We start from the raw sequence: 16,718 nt of genomic DNA on the forward strand, positions 1-16,718 counted from the left end.
GTAAATTAAGTCAAGTATTACAACACGAGACAAGTGCTTGAAAAGAGATTCTTCTTTTTCAACAAATAAGAGTGAGTCTTGAAAATCCCCTCCCTTTGTATTTTTTTGTTATATGACAGCGCATTATTTGCTATGACTAGGGATGTTACCACAACCCAATGACGAGTCATAAGTGATGCTAACAAGGATATTCCACAAGAGAATTCCTGTTTTCAATATCTAATTTTAAGGAAATAACCATGACGAAGTTATGGCGTTTTTTTGTACCCATTCTTATGGGAGTTTGTATTTGGATGATTCCTGTTCCGGCAGGAATGCATCCCAGGGCTTGGTCCTTATTTGCCATCTTTACATCCACTATTTTAGCTCTGATTTGTCGCCCGCTTCCTTTAGGGGCCGTTTGTTTAATTAGCATGGTTACGGCGGTCATAGCTCAGGATATAAGTCTAACTCAAGGCTTAAGTGGCTTTGGTAATCCTGTAATTTGGCTTATTCTTTTAGTATTTTTTATTGCTCGTGCATTTGTTAAAACGCATTTGGGAATGCGCATTGCCTACTTTTTTGTGAGGTTGATGGGTAGACATACATTAGGTTTGGGGTATGGCATTGTGGCAACAGAGCTGTTAATTGCCCCAGTAATCCCCAGCAACGGGGCACGGGCCGGTGGCATTATGTTTCCCATTCTCAAATCAATTGCTGAATCCTTAGATAGTCGGGTTGGCGATGGGACAGAACGGCGCGTAGGGGCCTATCTAACTCAAGTTTGTTTTCAGGGAAATTTAATCACAAGCGCAATGTTTTTAACAGCGATGGCAGCCAATCCTATGGCCCAGTCTATGGCCAAAGCTGCGGGCATTGAAATTACTTGGGCTAATTGGTTTACGGCTGCAATTGTTCCAGGCATTTTAAGCATTATCTTGATTCCTCTCCTTTTATATTTCGTCTATCCCCCAGAAGTGAAACATCACCCCAATGCAACAAAATTGGCTCATGAAAAGTTAAAAGAAATGGGACCTATGACAGGAAAAGAATGGATTATGGTTGGTGTTTTCATTTTTATGCTTTTCTTTTGGATTGTTGGGTCTCGTTGGAATATTGAACCCACAACTACGGCTCTTGTTGGTGTTTGTATGTTACTTTTATCAAATGTACTAACTTGGGAAGACGTATTAAATGAAAAAGAAGCTTGGCATATTTTTGTTTGGTTCGGCATTTTGGTGACCATGGCCAAATTTTTGCAAGTTCTTGGCTTTGTAGACTGGTTTTCGTTAAGTGTTGGCGGTATGATTAAAGGATATAATTGGGAAATTGTCTTTCTGGGCGTTGTCCTTATTTATTTTTATAGCCATTATTTGTTTGCCAGTAATACCGCCCATGTAGGGGCAATGTATGCAGCCTTTTTAGCCGTTGCCCTTTCAGCAGGAACACCACCTTTGTTGGCTGCACTTGTTCTTGGGTTTTGCTCGAACCTCTTCTCCTCAATGACGCACTACGGTTCAACTTCTAACGTTGTTCTTTATGGTTCAGGCTATGTGCCTATGGGAACTTGGTGGTCATTAGGGTTGTTGGTTAGTATTGTGAACTTGTTCATATGGTTGGGTATAGGTGGTCTTTGGTGGAAAGTGTTGGGTTTGTGGTAAGCGCCTCACCTGGTTCCTTTACATATACTTTAGCCCTAAAAGATTTAATTCTTCTTGCGCGCCCCTTATCTCAAGTATTGCGACCGGGAACCGTGGTGGCGTTATGGGGAGACTTGGGTGCCGGGAAGACAACTTTTGCACGGGTATTACTTCAAGCTATTGTTGGAAAATCTATCGATGTTCCCAGTCCAACCTTCACCCTTGTCCAAACTTATGATTGTATCCAAGGAGAAGTTTGGCATTGTGACTTGTACCGACTAAAACATGCCGAGGAGATTTTTGAAATTGGTCTTGAAGATGCTTTTCACCAAGCTATATGCTTGATAGAATGGCCCGAACGTTTAGGGGATTTATTGCCTCGCCATCGCATTGATATAGGCTTTAAGATTATCGACGAATCCACAAGAGAAATAACTCTTAATTTAATAGGATCCCATGACGCACTCCGTACCCTGCTTAACACCTCAACTTGAAACTCCCGAGCGACACACTCAACGTCAAGCCTTTTTAAAGATCTCGACGCAAAAACTAGTAGCTTTGCCCAGTGATGCATCCAAACGACAATATTTTCGGTATGAGCAAGGACTTCTCATGGATGCTCCCCCACCTGAGGATGTATCACAATTTATGCGCATAGCAGACTATTTGAGAAGTCTGGGTCTTTCAGCGCCTGAAATTTTAAATTATGATCTTATCCAAGGGTTTTTGGCTTTAGAAGATTTTGGGGAAGCCACTTACACAAAGCTTTTACAAGCAGGTGAGGATCCCTATTCATTGTACGAGTTGGCGGTGGATACACTCATTGCCTTGCACCAACGAGCAGAGACTTGCCCCCCTTTTGTTGGTCCATATAATCTAGAGTCTTTACTCAGCGAAGTTGCTCTTTATGTAGATTGGTATTTACCTAATTTTTTAGAGAAATCTTTGACTGAAAATGAAAAAAAAGATTATTTTCTTCTTTGGGAAGAGGTGTTTATAAAGGCTTTAAAGGTGCCCCATTCCCTGGTTTTACGTGACTATCACGTGGATAATTTAATGCGATTAAATGACCGCCCTCGTGCTGCGGCTTGTGGTCTTCTGGATTTTCAAGATGCTCTTTGGGGTCCTGTTGTTTATGACTTAGTATCTTTGACTGAAGATGCTCGCTTAGACCTAGATCCTGCTCTTATAGAGTGCTGTTGGCAAAGATATTTAAGCGCATTTCCAAATGAAGATGGTGAAGTTTTAAGAAACGCGGGCTGTATCTTAAGTGCAGGCCGTCATACAAAAATCTTAGGCATTTTTACCCGACTCTCTGTTCGGGATGGTAAATCCCAGTACTTAAAGCACATCCCAAGAGTTAAGAAGTTGTTACAAAGGTGTTTGCAGAATCCGGCTCTAGGCTCGTTAAAAAATTGGTTTGAAGGGCAAGGGCTATAATGGCGGGAGTGACGGGACTCGAACCCGCGGCCTTCGGCGTGACAGGCCGACGCTCTAACCAACTGAGCTACACCCCCTTGCTCATAAGACAAGGACTTAATCTTGTTAGCGTACTTTAGGACTTTTCGTCAAGAAAGAAATGATTTTTATGACAAAATCCTCATTTGTCAATAATTTGATAATACATAATCTGATGAAATTTTCCGAAAAGTCACGTTTATGGTAAATTAAAGTTTTGTGTTTTATTATTGATTTAATGAAATATATTATGGAGATTAATGTGACATCACCTTCAGTGACTAAATTTATCTTAACTTCCCTGAGACCGTTTCGTTGGTGGATTGCACTTCTCACGGGAATGGTTATCATTTGGGCATTTGAGTTATCTTTATCACCCTATTTGCTAAAAATTATCATTGATCGTCTACCCGGTCTCTCGGTATCTGAGGCCTATCCAGTTCTGTTAATTCCTGCTTTACTTTATATAACAGTGGGATTCATCAATTCTGTTTCCAATCGCGTGTACGATTACGCGTGGCTCAAAATTAATCCGCCTCTCAAACGCCATATCGGCCATATTCTTATGGATCGGATGATGCAACATGCTCATCATATCTTTCAGGATAATTTTTCAGGAAATTTGGGGAATAAAATAAAAGATGTAATGAGTGGAATTCCAGATTTAATAAATATATTTGTAGACCGATTATTTGCACATATTCTTGCTATTTTAATTGCAATTTGCGTGATTGGGACCGTGAATGTCAAGTTTGCAATTATATTATGTTTTTGGGCTTTCATCTTTTTAGGAGCCGCATTAATTCTTTCAAAAAAGGCCACTCACTTAAGTGATTCTGCAGCTGAAGCTCGTTCCAAAGCTGTTGGCAATATAATAGATATTCTAAGTAATATGATTAACGTTCGACTCTTTACAAACCAAAAGGGTGAAAGAACCAAGCTGGGTTCTATTTTGGATGAGTATGTAAAGGCTGATCAAGCTCGAGATTGGTTTTTCTTAAAAATTTATGCCTTACAAGGAGGTTCCTTCTTTATTTACCAAAGCATAAGTCTTTTGTGGTTAATTGAAGGATTTAATCAAGGCATTATTTCATCGGGAGATTTTGTACTCATTTTAATGGTTAATACGGCACTCGTTATGAATTTATGGAATTTTTCTAAAGATTTAGGTGTTGCGGCAGAAATAATTGGGAATATAACACAAGGGCTAAATATTGCGCTTGCTCCTTTATCAATTCAAGATAAAACGGGAGCCAAAGACCTTGTGGTTCGTAAGGGGGAGATTATCTTTTCACAAGTCCATTTTTGTTATAGAGACTCAGATGCTTTATTCGAAAATAAGACAGTGACAATTCAACCGGGGCAGAAGATTGGATTGGTGGGCTATTCCGGGGGTGGCAAGACAACCTTTGTTAACCTCATTTTGCGCTTGTTTGATGTAACCAGTGGTCATATTTTAATTGATGGACAAGATATACAAGAGGTTACGCAAGATTCTTTACGAGCCAACATTGGAATGATTCCTCAAGATCTTTCTCTATTTCATCGAAGTCTAATGGAAAACATTCGGTATGGGCTTCCAGATGCTACGGATACAGAAGTTTTTAAAGCAGCTAAAAAAGCTTATGCTCATCAATTTATAGAAGAGCTTCCCCGAGGGTATAATTCTATTGTTGGAGAACGAGGCGTGAAACTTTCAGGGGGTCAACGCCAACGCATTGCCATTGCGAGAGTTATTTTGAAAAACGCTCCTATTTTGTTAATGGATGAAGCCACGTCACAACTAGATTCAGTTACAGAGAGCTTTATACAAGATGTTCTGTGGAAATTAATGAAAGGCAAAACGTCTATTGTCATTGCTCATCGACTTTCGACTCTTCTCCATATGGATCGTATTTTGGTCTTTGATCGTGGTAAGATTATAGAAGATGGGACCCACAAGGACTTATTGGCTCAAAAAGGGCATTATAAAACCCTATGGGATACACAAGTGGGTGGATTTTTACCCGAGAAACCAGATCCTGCGGAAAATTAGACCTTTTATTTAGGAATAACCATGGAACTTGCCTTTATCGCTGCAACCACACCAGAGGCGCAAAAAGCTAAAGAAACACTCAAAAAATTTTATGCTTCTACCGAACCAGAAAAGGCAGATGTCATAATTGTTTTAGGTGGTGATGGATTTATGCTCAAGACACTTCACCTTTATCAGTCTTTAGACAAACCTGTTTATGGGATGAATTGTGGCAGCGTGGGATTTTTGATGAATACCTTTCAACAATCAAACTTACTTAAACGATTAGCTAAAGCCAATGAAACCATCTTGCATCCATTAAAAATGATAGCTACGGATAGTCGAGGGGGAGAAATTACTGCCCACGCAATCAATGAGGTTTCATTACTTCGTCAAAGCGCGCAAGCAGCTAAGATTCGTATTTCTGTAGATCAGATTGTGCGTTTGGATGCCCTCGTTTGTGATGGAATTTTAATTGCAACGCCTGCAGGGAGTACAGCCTATAATTTATCGGCCCATGGGCCTATTATCCCCATGAATGCAAATCTTTTGGCTATGACACCCATTAGTGCTTTCCGTCCTCGACGATGGCGAGGAGCTCTTCTCCCAGATATAGCTAAGGTAACTTTAGAAATATTAGAAACCAATAAACGACCTGTTAGTGCTTCAGCGGATGATCTTGAAGTCCGGGATGTTCAAAAAGTTGAAGTTTGTCAAGATTCTAAAACCCAATATCGTCTTCTGTTTGACCCCGACCATAATTTAGATGAAAGAATTTTGGGTGAACAGTTTTTAGTTTAATATCTCTTATAAATTATATCGTCGCTTGATTGATTGCTTTCGCCACTTGAAGGGTAATATCGGGTACGTCACCATGGTCTTCTGCACTCCAAGCACCTGAAAGAACTGTGATGCAAAAAGCCCATGCCTTTATTTTTTGAGGATCAAAGGGAAGTTCATCGGCCAATATGCTTAACCGTCTACTCACAATCTTTGAAACGGAGTGATTACTTGGAAAGCAATCGAAGGCGTTACGAATCATGGCGCCTACTTCTGCGGCAGGATCGCCAATATATCCATGCGGATCAATTGTTTTCCAGCCTCCTCGGCAGCTTAAAATATTATCATGATGCAAATCTCCATGAAGAAGAACATCATGAGAGCGGTCTGCACAAAGATCTGAAAATAGCTCTTTGGCTTTTGACAAAAGCTTTGGATCAAATTTTCCGTCCAATGTGGAAAGAACGATAGGTAATTTTGAAAGATGCCGGAATGTATCTTTCGCACAAGGTTGTGACTGAATATTGCGAATGGTTTCACAAATGATCTTTGTGGCCCCATCATCATCTCCTGCTTTGACAAGGGTTTTTAAAGAGTATCCTGGCTCAAGATTTTCTCTTAAAAAGGCATTAAGATCTTCATCAAATTTATAAAGCTCGGGTATTCCCTTCTTGAGGCAGTTGAGCCATCGCATTTCTGGAATAAGGCTTCCGCCTTTTGGAGCCATCTTGAGAATGGCGGTTTGAGAGGTTGCATTCATCCTCACTGTTCCGACAAAATTATAGGACAAATTTTCCATGGGACTTATGAGGTGAAAATCCCAAAGTGAAGATAATTGTTTGATGTAATGAGGTAAATTCTTTAGCCAAGCATCGCCGTCCTCGCCGTAAATGTCCTGGATGTTGGATATAAATTTAGGATTAAATTCCATAAGATATCCTCTATTAGAAATCGAATGAACACTAAATAATTATAACATAAAACATTGATTTTTAACTATAAGAGAATTATTGCTAATTCTACATAACGGTTTTATTCACTATTGTGATGTAAGACTATTGGCTCAATAGTCTTATCACTCGAAAAATATCAAAATTTTAAATGTCGAATTTCACCTTTTAGCCCTGCTTCTGGTAAAATCTTTAGCTTTAAAATCAATGATATCAAAAGGGTTGTTATTAGCTTTCGGGCCTTGGGAATAATTTAAGAAATTTCAAGAATATCCATTGGCTTTTTCTGGCTTCAGGATGGGTTCATGAAGTTGATTCACATTTTCACGACGCCATGCCTCAAACATGAGAATGGTCCACAAAGGTTCTTTGTGATCTTTATATCCGGCAAGATGATTTTTCCAAAGTTGACGAATTGGCAACGGATCAAATGTTTCTTTTAAGGTCGATGGGGAGAGAAGATCTTCGGCCCAATCTCGCAGAGAACCGCGCAACCAAACATCAATAGGTAAGGCAAAACCAGCTTTGGGGCGATCAATCAACTCTTGAGGAACATGCTTATAAAGAAGTTGGCGCAAAGGCCATTTTCCGGATTTACCTTTAATCTTGAAGGACTGTGGTTGGGCCCAGGCCCATTCGACGACTCGGTGATCTAACAAAGGAACTCGCGCCTCTAAACTAACGGCCATACTTGCCCGATCCACCTTAGTTAAAATATCATCTGGCAGATAGGTAATGGTGTCCAGTGCCTGCATTTGGGAGACAAATTCAGAAAGCTGAGGGGAAAAGCGCGTGATATTTGGTGCATAGTTGTGCGGAATGGCCAGAGAGGGTTCTGGCCAATAACTAATCAAAGAATCATATAAGGCTTCCGGAGATTTGGCTTTTAAAGATCGTGCCAATTTATGGATTTTGTGCCCCAGTTTTGGAGGCCTCTTTGATGCAGGAATAAGATAACTTAAGAGATCCCAACTCGAGGGTGGAATCATCGCTAATAGGTTTGCAAGATCTCCACAAAAGGGTACCCGGGATGATATTTTTTGCAAAGTATTGCCCCACATATATCGCGTGTAACCCCCAAAGATCTCATCTCCTCCATCACCTGATAGGGCAACTGTGACAGATTGACGAGCCAGTTGAGAAACAAGAAATGTTGGTATTTGAGACGAATCGGCAAAGGGCTCATCATATAAGTGAGGCAATCTTGGGATGACATCAAGGATTCGACGGGGGGTCACGAGTAAGGCTGTATGATCTGTGCCTAAATGTTCGGCTACGGCTCTCGCATAAGGGGCTTCATTGTAATCCTTCTCATCAAAACCAATGGTAAATGTTTGAATCGGGCGAGAACTATTTTTTTGAGCAATTGCGGTCACAAGCGAAGAATCGATACCGCCGGATAGAAAAGTTCCTAAGGGAACATCAGAAATCATACGGCGAGTGACGGCATCATTCAAGAGTAACTCAAGCTCATTTAAAGCTGATTCTGGCGAATGATCCGGTGTGGCCTTCAGGGATGAAATACCTTTTGTGATAACTTCTTCTAAAGTCCAAAATGGTTTTTGTGTCACGAGGCCATCCGGCGTGCGGCATAAAATTGTTCCTGGAGGTAGTTTGTGTACTCCTTCATATATGGATAATGGGGAGGGAACATACGCATGCTTAAGGTAAGCGGCAAGAGCTTGATAATTCAATTTAGGATGAAAGTCAGGATAGGCTTGTAAAGCTTTGAGTTCAGAACCAAATAAGAATGTTGTTCCCGATTTTCCCCAATAAAGAGGTTTAATTCCTAAACGATCCCGTACCAAATATAAATTTAATTCTTTTCTATCCCATAAAGCAAAAGCAAACATACCAATAAATTTCTTTACGGCTTCTTCAATACCCCATGCCGCAATAGCTTCTAACATCACTTCTGTATCTGAATGTCCTCGAAAAACAACACCCCGTGCCTCTAAGAGAGGGCGGAGTTCTGCATTACTATAGGTTTCTCCATTATAAACCATGACCCATCTTTCACAGTGAGAAATCATAGGTTGATGCCCGGCGGGGGATAGGTCTTGGATTGCAAGACGGCGGTGACCTAAGGCTAACCCAGCAGGGCCATCGACCCATGTTCCTTCATCATCAGGACCTCGATAAACAATAGCAGTAGTCATATCGGATACATGGCGCATAAGCGTCATAGCGTTCGTTAAACCCGGCGTAATAAAACCAGCAATTCCACACATTTATTTATCCTGCTAGTTGAAAAAAGTGAGCCGCATCAGCATTCTTTTGATCAATAATGACTTTTTCTAACAAAGAAACAATTTTTGCCGTTTGGCCTTTTTCTAACAAATCAGTGAGCTTCGTTAAAAGGTAATCATCTTCAGAACTAATGGGAGGATTGGTTAGGCCCATAGTCATGCCCGGTAAAATAGGCTGAAGAAGGTCCGTCCCTTCAAAGGAATTTACAGAAATTGTTTCCCCAGAAAAACTAATTTTGGCATCGATTTCAGGTATTAGCCCACTGAGAAGAGAAAGAGACCGAATCAGTTCTAGGAATCGGGTTGGTTCACCACCCGTAAGATTAAGAACTTGTCCTTTTGTTTTTTCGTTAATCAGGGCTTTGACAATTCCTTGTAAAATGGTTTTTGCGGCTTCGTCAGCAGACAGAAGATAGGAAAATGCATCTGGTGAGGGGAGAGTTATTTTAAGACCTTGGTTTAATTGCTCTGTCCAAAAAGCTGTCTTTGAATCTAGATTGTTCCATATCTCACAACTATTAATCACTAAAAACCGTGTTGGATTTTTCTTTGTGGAAGTTTTATCAAGGGCTTGAAGCTGTTGAGATATGAGGGTGGTAATGAGTCGGGTTAAACGAGAAGGCGCATTGGCATTTACCATGACAAAGAGACAGGCTTCCGTTTTTAGGACATCTTGAGCAAAGTGAAGGGGGCTTAAAATATTTTTTTGAACGGTCATTAGGAGATTATTCGTGACAAGGTCGGGATCTGTGACACGATCTCCATGAATAATGATTTGGGGATTATGTGTTTTAACAAGTCTTTCTAGAGTCGCACGATCTGTAATAGAGGCTAAGACGTATTCACAAACAACATCCGGATACAACTGATTAAATTTTATTTTTAGACCCGCAAGAGCCTGTTCGGATGGGTCGACCATGACTAAGTGTTTTGGATAAAATCCCACAATGTGATGGGCCAGTTGATTGATAACAGGATCATGTATGCCTGTGATCAAAATACGTGCTGAGTCGATTAATGCCTGAACTTGTTGCCAGTCAGATCCAATTGAAGACGTTTGAAAATTACCCAGAGCGGCTTTTCCAATTAGATCTTCAATATGGAGTGGGCGTAAAGTGACTTCATGGGTAGCTGGGGAAACTTCAAAGCGTAAACTTAGAATTCCTCGTCCTTGAAACTTTAAGAGAATTTGACGCAAGGGCATATAATTTAATGCATCTTGAGAAATCAATAGACGTTTGGGTTCGCGACCTTCCGTAGAAAGTTTTTGAACGATAGAGACAAAGTCACTAATCATTCCCAAAACAGGAAAGGGAGGAGGCAGATCATCACTTCCTAAAGGATGATTGAGAAGAATACCTTCCAGATTATAGGGAAATTCAGCTCTGTTGCCTTGAAGTGTCTCATTTTTTCTTAAATATGCGCCGATCTGTTCGTTATAACCAATCACAATAACAGGAATTTTTGGGGCAAGTTCTACGGTCGCTGTTTTTATGACTTCTTGCTTCCAAAACGGAGCTAACAGTCGAGGTACCAGAAGGCCTGTCATAAACAAAAAAGTATTTAAAATGGGGGTTAGGGGAGGTAATTTGCCCATAAGCAGCATGAGAGGGTGATACAGTAAATTGGCTAAAACCGCACATCCCAAAATCCCAGGAATTTTTTCTAGGGAAATATAACGATAGGTACCTTGTTTGCTGCGAAGCCAGGAAAATAATGAAAAACTGATAAGGGCAAACACCAGACAATGCTTTAAAATAAAAGACATTTGTAAAGTCTGTATATCTTTGCCAAGTAATATACGTAAGGTGACGTAGAGGCTCAAAAGAGCAACCAAAAGATCTGAAATAAAAATTACCCACTCAGTTTTGAAATTGCTGGGGATCAATTTCTGACGTTGTAATAATAGTTTATGTAAAAACTCTCTCATAGGCCTCCCTTTTTCTTTTAAATAGGGTTGTTGTTAAACCTATAATAATCCATAGGCCTGAAATCCACCAACTTTGCCAAAACCCTAAGTTTACCCAAACGATTGTAAAAACTCCTGTAAACAATCCGGCACAAATGGCTTTTTCCGTGACTACCAGGTTGGTTCGATAAATTTGATTGAGAGTGAAGTGTGTCAGAAGTATTGCTAATATCACACCTAAAAACCCAAGTTCTAGCCAAAGTTGGAGGATAGCATTATGAGGATGAAGCGCAAAACGGGGTGATTGCTTTTTCTGAGTAACACCGCGCTGATCAATGAATGTCCATTCTCGTATCATATGACTCTTTTCGTGGTGCGGCGTGCCATCCATGCCGATGCCTTTCCAAGGATGTTCTAAAATACTTGTAGCGACTTCATTCCAAATATAAATGCGATCAATATAACTCGAAGAACGGGTGTAAGTATTAATGGTGGGGATATTTTCTTGCTTGAAAACATTTAGACTGATAATAGGAAAAAAAATTATAAAGAGAGGAACGCCCAAGCGCATTCCCAGTGAAGTAATCCGAGGGAAAAAGAAGGTGCAACAAAAAGTGCAAATTCCCAAAAATAATCCCACAAAAGAGGTATCACAATCAATTTGAAACAAACTCCAAAATAGCAAAAAGAATAAACTGAGAATTAAACCAAATCGTACGGGCTTCGAGTACGGTCTTTCCCACATCCAATACAGTGCAGGCCAAGCAGCTAAAGAGATCATTAGAGATCCTTGCGCAAAGGCTTTGGAGGGGGTTTTGCCCCAAAATATTCGCCAAGGATTACCTAATATTATTTCCGCACTTAACAACAAAAGACCAAAAAATAGTCCCCCTAAAAAGGCTTTAATGAGGCTCTTTTGAGATTCCTCAGATAAGCTCAATGAAAGTCGACACCACGCGAGGCCAAAGGTGACTAGGGAGAGAATTTTTAAACTCGCCAGAAAAGAAGCTGTGGGATTTATGGACCATAGGGATGTTACAAGTCCCCAAACAGGAATCGCGAAAAGAACCATTACCAAGTAGCGAGGTAATACATATAGCCGCTGCTTATAATTATAATAGAGGCCAATCAGGCCTGCGATAACGATTTCCCAAACAATACTGTGGGGCGCTAAAATGGATAGAGGTATGAATAAGAAGATAATGAAATTCAGAAACCGTTGAGTGACTAAAGAGAGGATGACGGGTTTCATACCGTATCCCCCATTTGTAGGATAAGTGTCCAAGCTGGCTTATCAATGGGCATGACTGACAAGCGAGATTGGCGAACAAGAGATAGGTGAGCCAACCGGGGCTCATTCTTAATGACATCTAGACTTACTGGATTTTTTAAAGCCCTGACGGCTTTAACTTCAACCATTCCAAATCGCCCGGTTTCGTCGGAAGGATCTGGATGATATGTTCGGATGACTTCAACTATACCTACAATTTGACGATCACTCACCGAATGATAAAAAAAACAGTGATCACCCATTTTCATGGCCTTTAGATTGTTGGATGCTTGATAATTTCGCACACCATCCCACAAGGTCGTTTTTTTTGTTACTTGATCATTCCAAGACCAGGTAGAGGGTTCTGTTTTGATCAACCAATACTGCATTAGAACTCCAATTCCGATTGGTGAGAAAGAATATGATCTACCACTTTATCAAGAGGAATATGATCATAAAGGAGATTGTATAGAGCTTGGCATAAGGGCATAGGTATGGATAAAGCGCGGGATAATTTATAAACTGCAGCCGTGGTGGGTACGCCTTCAGCAATAAAGGAGCACTCTTTCAAAATTTTTTCCACATTTGCCCCCTTTTGCCCAAGGGCTAATCCTAGACGCATATTGCGAGATTGTTCGCTTGAACACGTCAATGTTACGTCTCCCACGGCGGATAGTCCTAAAAATGTATCACTCTTTCCCCCAAGAGCAAGTCCAAGCCGGCGCATTTCCGCAAGGCCTCGTGTAATGAGAGCTGCGGCTGCATTATTTCCAAATCCTTTTCCACGGACGATTCCACAAGCGATCGCTAAAATATTTTTAACGGCTCCGGCCACTTGAACACCGATGGGATCATCGCTTATATAACACCGAAAATGAGGATGACGGAATGCTCCGGCTATCAATTTGGCGATTTTCTCGTTTTCGCAAGCCACAGTAACGGCTGTGGGAAGATTAAGGCCGACCTCATCTGCAAAAGATGGTCCTGAGAGAACAGCTATGGGATTGGGAAGCAAGTCTTGGCTGACTTTAGATAATAACTGTGGTTCATCCTTATCCCCCCCCAGCAATATTCCCTTGGAACAAATTACCCACGGTGCGGTCGGGGGAAGATGTTTTTGAACATCAAGGCAGATCTCCCGGATTGTTTGGGCAGGTGTGACTTGAAGAACAATATCTGCGTCCCGAAGAGTTTCAAGGTCATGGGTAACTGTAAGAGCTGAGGGAAGAGGAATATTTGGCAGGTAAGTTTGGTTTATACGGGTTTTTGAGAGAATAGAAGCTTCTTTTGCTTGACGCGTTATGAGCGTAACATTCTGTTTGTCAGCGCGTAAGGCGGTTAATGCAAGGGCTGTTCCCCAAGATCCCGCGCCAATAATGTAGATTTTCTTCATGAAGAACTTATACTATTTTCAGACACTTTGTGCCAGCTTTAATAGCGTCCTGTGCTACCTCTATTTATTGAATAATGGATTTTATGATGCCCTGCTTTCTTACAAGTCTTAAGGGAAGGGGAGTGGTAAAGAATATGAGGATAAAAAAGGGAGTAGGCTGAGTCATTAACTATTTTTAGAAGCACATAAAGGCCAGCGGGGAACGGGGATAAAATTTAATGAGTCTTGTTGACCCAATCGAAGTTTTTCAATCCCAACCCAGGCAATCATGGCCGCGTTATCTGTACATAATTCTAAGGGGGGTGCAACAAAGCTGAACCCATGTGCTGTACTTAAGGTAGACAGTCTTAAACGTAAGGCTGCATTAGCCGCGACACCCCCAGCAACAACAAAATGTTTACAAGGAGCTTGAAGCATTTTAAAAGCGTTTAAGGCGCGTTCTTCTAAACAATCAGCGATAGCTTCTTGGAAACTGGCGGCTAAATCGGCTTTATCTTGGGGGGATAAGGGTGTGTGTTTCTCAGCAATCATTCGTACGGCAGTTTTAAGACCAGAAAAGGAAAAGTCGCAACCCTCACGACCCTTTAGGGGGCGCGGTAAGGAAAATCGTTTGCCATTCCCCTTTTGGGCTAACTTTTCTACAGCAGGACCTCCTGGATAGTCTAATCCAAAAATACGAGCGACTTTATCAAAGGCCTCCCCAACGGCATCGTCAATTGTTGAGCCTAATAATCGATACTGCCCAACGCCGGTGACTTCTAGAAATTGACAATGCCCTCCCGAGATTAGAAGAAGTAAAAAGGGAAAGGGTAAATCATGGGTGAGTCGCCCCGTTAATGCGTGGCCTTCTAAATGGTTGACAGCGATAAAAGGAAGGTTTTTTGCGGCTGCGATGGCTTTGGCTGTCATAACACCGACAAGGACGCCCCCGATTAATCCGGGCCCCGCAGTTACGGCAATACCATCGAGGTTATCTAAGGTAACATCGGCATCTTTCAGTGCTTTTTCAATGAGGGGATGGAGATGGTCCAAATGAGCGCGGGCAGCGTTTTCAGGAACTACCCCCCCATAAGGTTGGTGGCCTGAGATTTGAGATATTAGCGAATTAGAAAGAATGGTTCGATCATCTCGAACAACAGCCGCAGCTGTTTCATCACAACTGGTTTCGATGCCCAAAACGATCATGGCCCATTCCTTTAAAATTTAACCTTTAGCAGCGCGTTCTGATCTTTTTCGATCGTTAGGATCCAAGACAGCTTTGCGCAAGCGTATGCTTTTGGGTGTAACTTCCACGCGCTCATCGTCTTGAATATAGGCAATCGCTTGTTCTAAAGTCATAATTTTTGGAGGCGTTAAACGAATAGCCTCATCTTTTCCGGATGCTCGAACGTTGGTAAGTTGTTTGCCTTTCAGGGGATTCACCTCCAGGTCATTCTCACGGCTATTTTCACCAATGATCATTCCCTGATAAACTTGCGTGCCGGGATCCAGAAATAAGATACCTCGATCTTCCAAAGTATTTAATGAATAGGCGGTTGTTTCTCCACTTCCATTACAGATAAGTACCCCATTTCGGCGACCTTCAATTGAACCTCGAAAGGGTCCGTATTCATGAAAAACTCGGCTCATAATGCCAGTTCCCCGCGTTTCAGTCAGGAATTGTCCGTGATATCCTATTAATCCTCGAGAGGGCGTAAAGAAAATAATGCGTGTTTTGCCACCACCAGAAGGACGCATATCTTGCATTTCGGATTTGCGGGAATTCATACTCTCTACAACGGTGCCAACAAACTCATCATCCACATCAATTTGAATTTCTTCGATGGGTTCTAGACGATTTCCAGCGTCGTCAGTTTGGTAGAGAACGCGAGGACGACTAATGGAAAGTTCGAAACCTTCGCGACGCATAGTCTCGATAATAACACCAAGCTGTAATTCACCACGACCTGCGACTTCAAAAGCATCTTTATCTGCAGTTTCCGTGACACGAATAGCCACGTTTCCTTCTGCTTCTTTTGTTAACCGATCCCTTAACATACGGGAGGTAAGTTTGCTTCCTTCTCTTCCAGCAAGAGGAGAGTCATTTATAGAAAATGTCATAGCTAAGGTCGGGGGATCAATTGGTTGGCCGGGCAAAGCTTCCGTAACTTCTGGGGCCGCAATAGTTTCTGCAACCGTTGCTTTTTCTAGTCCCGCTAAGGCAATAATATCTCCAGCTTCTGCTTGCTCAATGGAAATACGTTCAAGTCCCCTAAAGGCAAGTAATTTATTGATACGTCCTGTTTCTACGATTTGTCCTTCTCGATTGAGAACGCGGACAGGCATATTAATTTTCGCTGTTCCTGAATGAATACGCCCCGTGAGAACACGACCTAAGTAGGAATCATATTCCCGAGTAGTAATCAACATAGAAAAAGGAGCATCTTCTATCGTTTTGGGAGCGTGTACATGGCTAATGATGAGATCAAATAGAGGGGCAATATCAACACGATCTTGAGTCAAATCTCGAACAGCCCATCCACCACGACCGGAAGCATAGGCTATCGGGAAATCCAATTGGTCATCATTGGCATCCAAAGCCATAAAAAGGTCAAAAATTTCTTCTAGTACTTCTTCAGGACGCGCGTCTTGACGATCAATCTTATTGATCACCACAATAGGACGTAATCCAAGTTTTAGGGCTTTACTTAATACAAATTTTGTTTGAGGCATAGGGCCCTCAGCGGCATCCACTAGGACAACCACGCCATCTACCATTGACAAAATGCGCTCAACTTCACCACCAAAGTCCGCGTGGCCCGGCGTATCAACAATGTTAATGCGAACATCTTGCCAAAATAATGAGGTACATTTTGCTAAAATCGTTATACCACGCTCGCGTTCTAAGTCGTTGGAATCCATGGCACGCTCAGCCACATTTTGATTGGTTCGAAATGTACCACTTTGCTTCAGCATGGTATCCACAAGTGTTGTTTTCCCATGGTCAACGTGAGCGATAATGGCAATATTGCGAATTTGAGTCATTTGAATAAAAGTCCTAAATTTAAAGTATATAAGTATTCTTAATCTATATATG

Annotated in this window: 13 protein-coding genes and 1 tRNA gene; 5 read left to right on the forward strand and 9 right to left on the reverse strand. The window is 41.5% G+C overall.

The window, feature by feature from the left end; all coding sequences use genetic code 11:
* The first annotated feature begins 239 nt into the window (after window positions 1–239).
* Genes FJX03_04515 through FJX03_04525 form a run of 3 tightly spaced genes read left to right on the forward strand, consistent with a single transcriptional unit; the run spans window position 240 to window position 3,059 of the window.
* Window positions 240–1,640, forward strand: coding sequence for an anion permease (locus FJX03_04515; GenBank protein ID MBM3632954.1), 1,401 nt, complete (start codon window positions 240–242; stop codon window positions 1,638–1,640).
* Window positions 1,592–2,113: a tRNA (adenosine(37)-N6)-threonylcarbamoyltransferase complex ATPase subunit type 1 TsaE gene (tsaE, locus tag FJX03_04520; GenBank protein ID MBM3632955.1), complete on the forward strand. Its 522-nt coding sequence runs from the start codon at window positions 1,592–1,594 to the stop codon at window positions 2,111–2,113. The genes FJX03_04515 and tsaE overlap by 49 nt, the downstream gene beginning before the upstream one ends.
* On the forward strand, window positions 2,076–3,059 hold the full coding sequence (locus FJX03_04525; GenBank protein ID MBM3632956.1) for an aminoglycoside phosphotransferase: 984 nt from the start codon (window positions 2,076–2,078) through the stop codon (window positions 3,057–3,059). The genes tsaE and FJX03_04525 overlap by 38 nt, the downstream gene beginning before the upstream one ends.
* On the opposite strand, the gene FJX03_04530 is transcribed toward FJX03_04525, so the two are convergent.
* Window positions 3,060–3,136: transfer RNA gene (locus FJX03_04530), tRNA-Asp, on the reverse strand.
* 191 nt (window positions 3,137–3,327) lie between these two features.
* On the opposite strand from FJX03_04530, the gene FJX03_04535 reads away from it, so the two are divergent.
* The gene (locus tag FJX03_04535) at window positions 3,328–5,112 is read left to right on the forward strand and encodes an ABC transporter ATP-binding protein (GenBank protein MBM3632957.1); all 1,785 of its coding nucleotides are present in this window, start codon (window positions 3,328–3,330) and stop codon (window positions 5,110–5,112) included.
* 21 nt (window positions 5,113–5,133) lie between these two features.
* Window positions 5,134–5,892 carry an NAD kinase gene (locus FJX03_04540; GenBank protein MBM3632958.1) on the forward strand — a complete coding sequence of 253 codons (759 nt, stop codon included), beginning with the start codon at window positions 5,134–5,136 and terminating at the stop codon, window positions 5,890–5,892.
* Window positions 5,893–5,905: 13 nt separating this feature from the next.
* Here the strand turns inward: FJX03_04540 and FJX03_04545 are convergent, their stop codons facing one another.
* The 8 genes from FJX03_04545 to typA all read right to left on the reverse strand — a co-directional run bounded on the left by FJX03_04545 (window position 5,906) and on the right by typA (window position 16,666).
* Window positions 5,906–6,802 carry a streptomycin resistance protein gene (locus FJX03_04545; protein MBM3632959.1) on the reverse strand — a complete coding sequence of 299 codons (897 nt, stop codon included), beginning with the start codon at window positions 6,800–6,802 and terminating at the stop codon, window positions 5,906–5,908.
* A 282-nt stretch (window positions 6,803–7,084) separates the two neighbouring features.
* Entirely contained in the window at window positions 7,085–9,052 is a 1,968-nt protein-coding gene (gene asnB / locus FJX03_04550; GenBank protein ID MBM3632960.1) for an asparagine synthase (glutamine-hydrolyzing), read from the reverse strand.
* A gap of 4 nt (window positions 9,053–9,056) precedes the next feature.
* Entirely contained in the window at window positions 9,057–11,000 is a 1,944-nt protein-coding gene (locus tag FJX03_04555; GenBank protein MBM3632961.1) for a hypothetical protein, read from the reverse strand.
* Window positions 10,981–12,231, reverse strand: a complete 1,251-nt coding sequence (locus FJX03_04560) for an O-antigen ligase family protein (GenBank protein ID MBM3632962.1) — start codon at window positions 12,229–12,231, stop codon at window positions 10,981–10,983. Before FJX03_04560 ends, FJX03_04555 begins: the two co-directional genes overlap by 20 nt.
* A complete protein-coding gene (locus FJX03_04565) occupies window positions 12,228–12,638 on the reverse strand; it encodes an EVE domain-containing protein (GenBank protein ID MBM3632963.1) in 411 nt (136 codons plus the stop codon). Before FJX03_04565 ends, FJX03_04560 begins: the two co-directional genes overlap by 4 nt.
* On the reverse strand, window positions 12,638–13,642 hold the full coding sequence (locus tag FJX03_04570) for an NAD(P)-dependent glycerol-3-phosphate dehydrogenase (protein MBM3632964.1): 1,005 nt from the start codon (window positions 13,640–13,642) through the stop codon (window positions 12,638–12,640). The genes FJX03_04565 and FJX03_04570 overlap by 1 nt, the downstream gene beginning before the upstream one ends.
* Window positions 13,643–13,807: 165 nt before the next feature.
* Entirely contained in the window at window positions 13,808–14,827 is a 1,020-nt protein-coding gene (gene tsaD, locus FJX03_04575) for a tRNA (adenosine(37)-N6)-threonylcarbamoyltransferase complex transferase subunit TsaD (protein MBM3632965.1), read from the reverse strand.
* Between the two features lie 18 nt (window positions 14,828–14,845).
* Window positions 14,846–16,666 carry a translational GTPase TypA gene (gene typA, locus FJX03_04580; GenBank protein ID MBM3632966.1) on the reverse strand — a complete coding sequence of 607 codons (1,821 nt, stop codon included), beginning with the start codon at window positions 16,664–16,666 and terminating at the stop codon, window positions 14,846–14,848.
* Window positions 16,667–16,718: the final 52 nt, after the last annotated feature.

The sequence above is a fragment of the Alphaproteobacteria bacterium genome (assembly GCA_016870095.1).
Classification (GTDB): domain Bacteria; phylum Pseudomonadota; class Alphaproteobacteria; order Paracaedibacterales; family VGCI01; genus VGCI01.

Bases quoted from the DNA above. Each gene is read 5' to 3' on its own strand.
- asnB (MBM3632960.1), bottom strand. From the start codon at position 9,052: ATGTGTGGAATTGCTGGTTTTATTACGCCGGGTTTAACGAACGCTATG.
- FJX03_04565 (MBM3632963.1), bottom strand. From the start codon at position 12,638: ATGCAGTATTGGTTGATCAAAACAGAACCCTCTACCTGGTCTTGGAAT.
- typA (MBM3632966.1), bottom strand. From the start codon at position 16,666: ATGACTCAAATTCGCAATATTGCCATTATCGCTCACGTTGACCATGGG.
- FJX03_04560 (MBM3632962.1), bottom strand. From the start codon at position 12,231: ATGAAACCCGTCATCCTCTCTTTAGTCACTCAACGGTTTCTGAATTTC.
- tsaE (MBM3632955.1), top strand. From the start codon at position 1,592: ATGGTTGGGTATAGGTGGTCTTTGGTGGAAAGTGTTGGGTTTGTGGTA.
- FJX03_04535 (MBM3632957.1), top strand. From the start codon at position 3,328: ATGGAGATTAATGTGACATCACCTTCAGTGACTAAATTTATCTTAACT.
- FJX03_04525 (MBM3632956.1), top strand. From the start codon at position 2,076: ATGACGCACTCCGTACCCTGCTTAACACCTCAACTTGAAACTCCCGAG.
- tsaD (MBM3632965.1), bottom strand. From the start codon at position 14,827: ATGATCGTTTTGGGCATCGAAACCAGTTGTGATGAAACAGCTGCGGCT.
- FJX03_04545 (MBM3632959.1), bottom strand. From the start codon at position 6,802: ATGGAATTTAATCCTAAATTTATATCCAACATCCAGGACATTTACGGC.
- FJX03_04540 (MBM3632958.1), top strand. From the start codon at position 5,134: ATGGAACTTGCCTTTATCGCTGCAACCACACCAGAGGCGCAAAAAGCT.
- FJX03_04570 (MBM3632964.1), bottom strand. From the start codon at position 13,642: ATGAAGAAAATCTACATTATTGGCGCGGGATCTTGGGGAACAGCCCTT.
- FJX03_04555 (MBM3632961.1), bottom strand. From the start codon at position 11,000: ATGAGAGAGTTTTTACATAAACTATTATTACAACGTCAGAAATTGATC.
- FJX03_04515 (MBM3632954.1), top strand. From the start codon at position 240: ATGACGAAGTTATGGCGTTTTTTTGTACCCATTCTTATGGGAGTTTGT.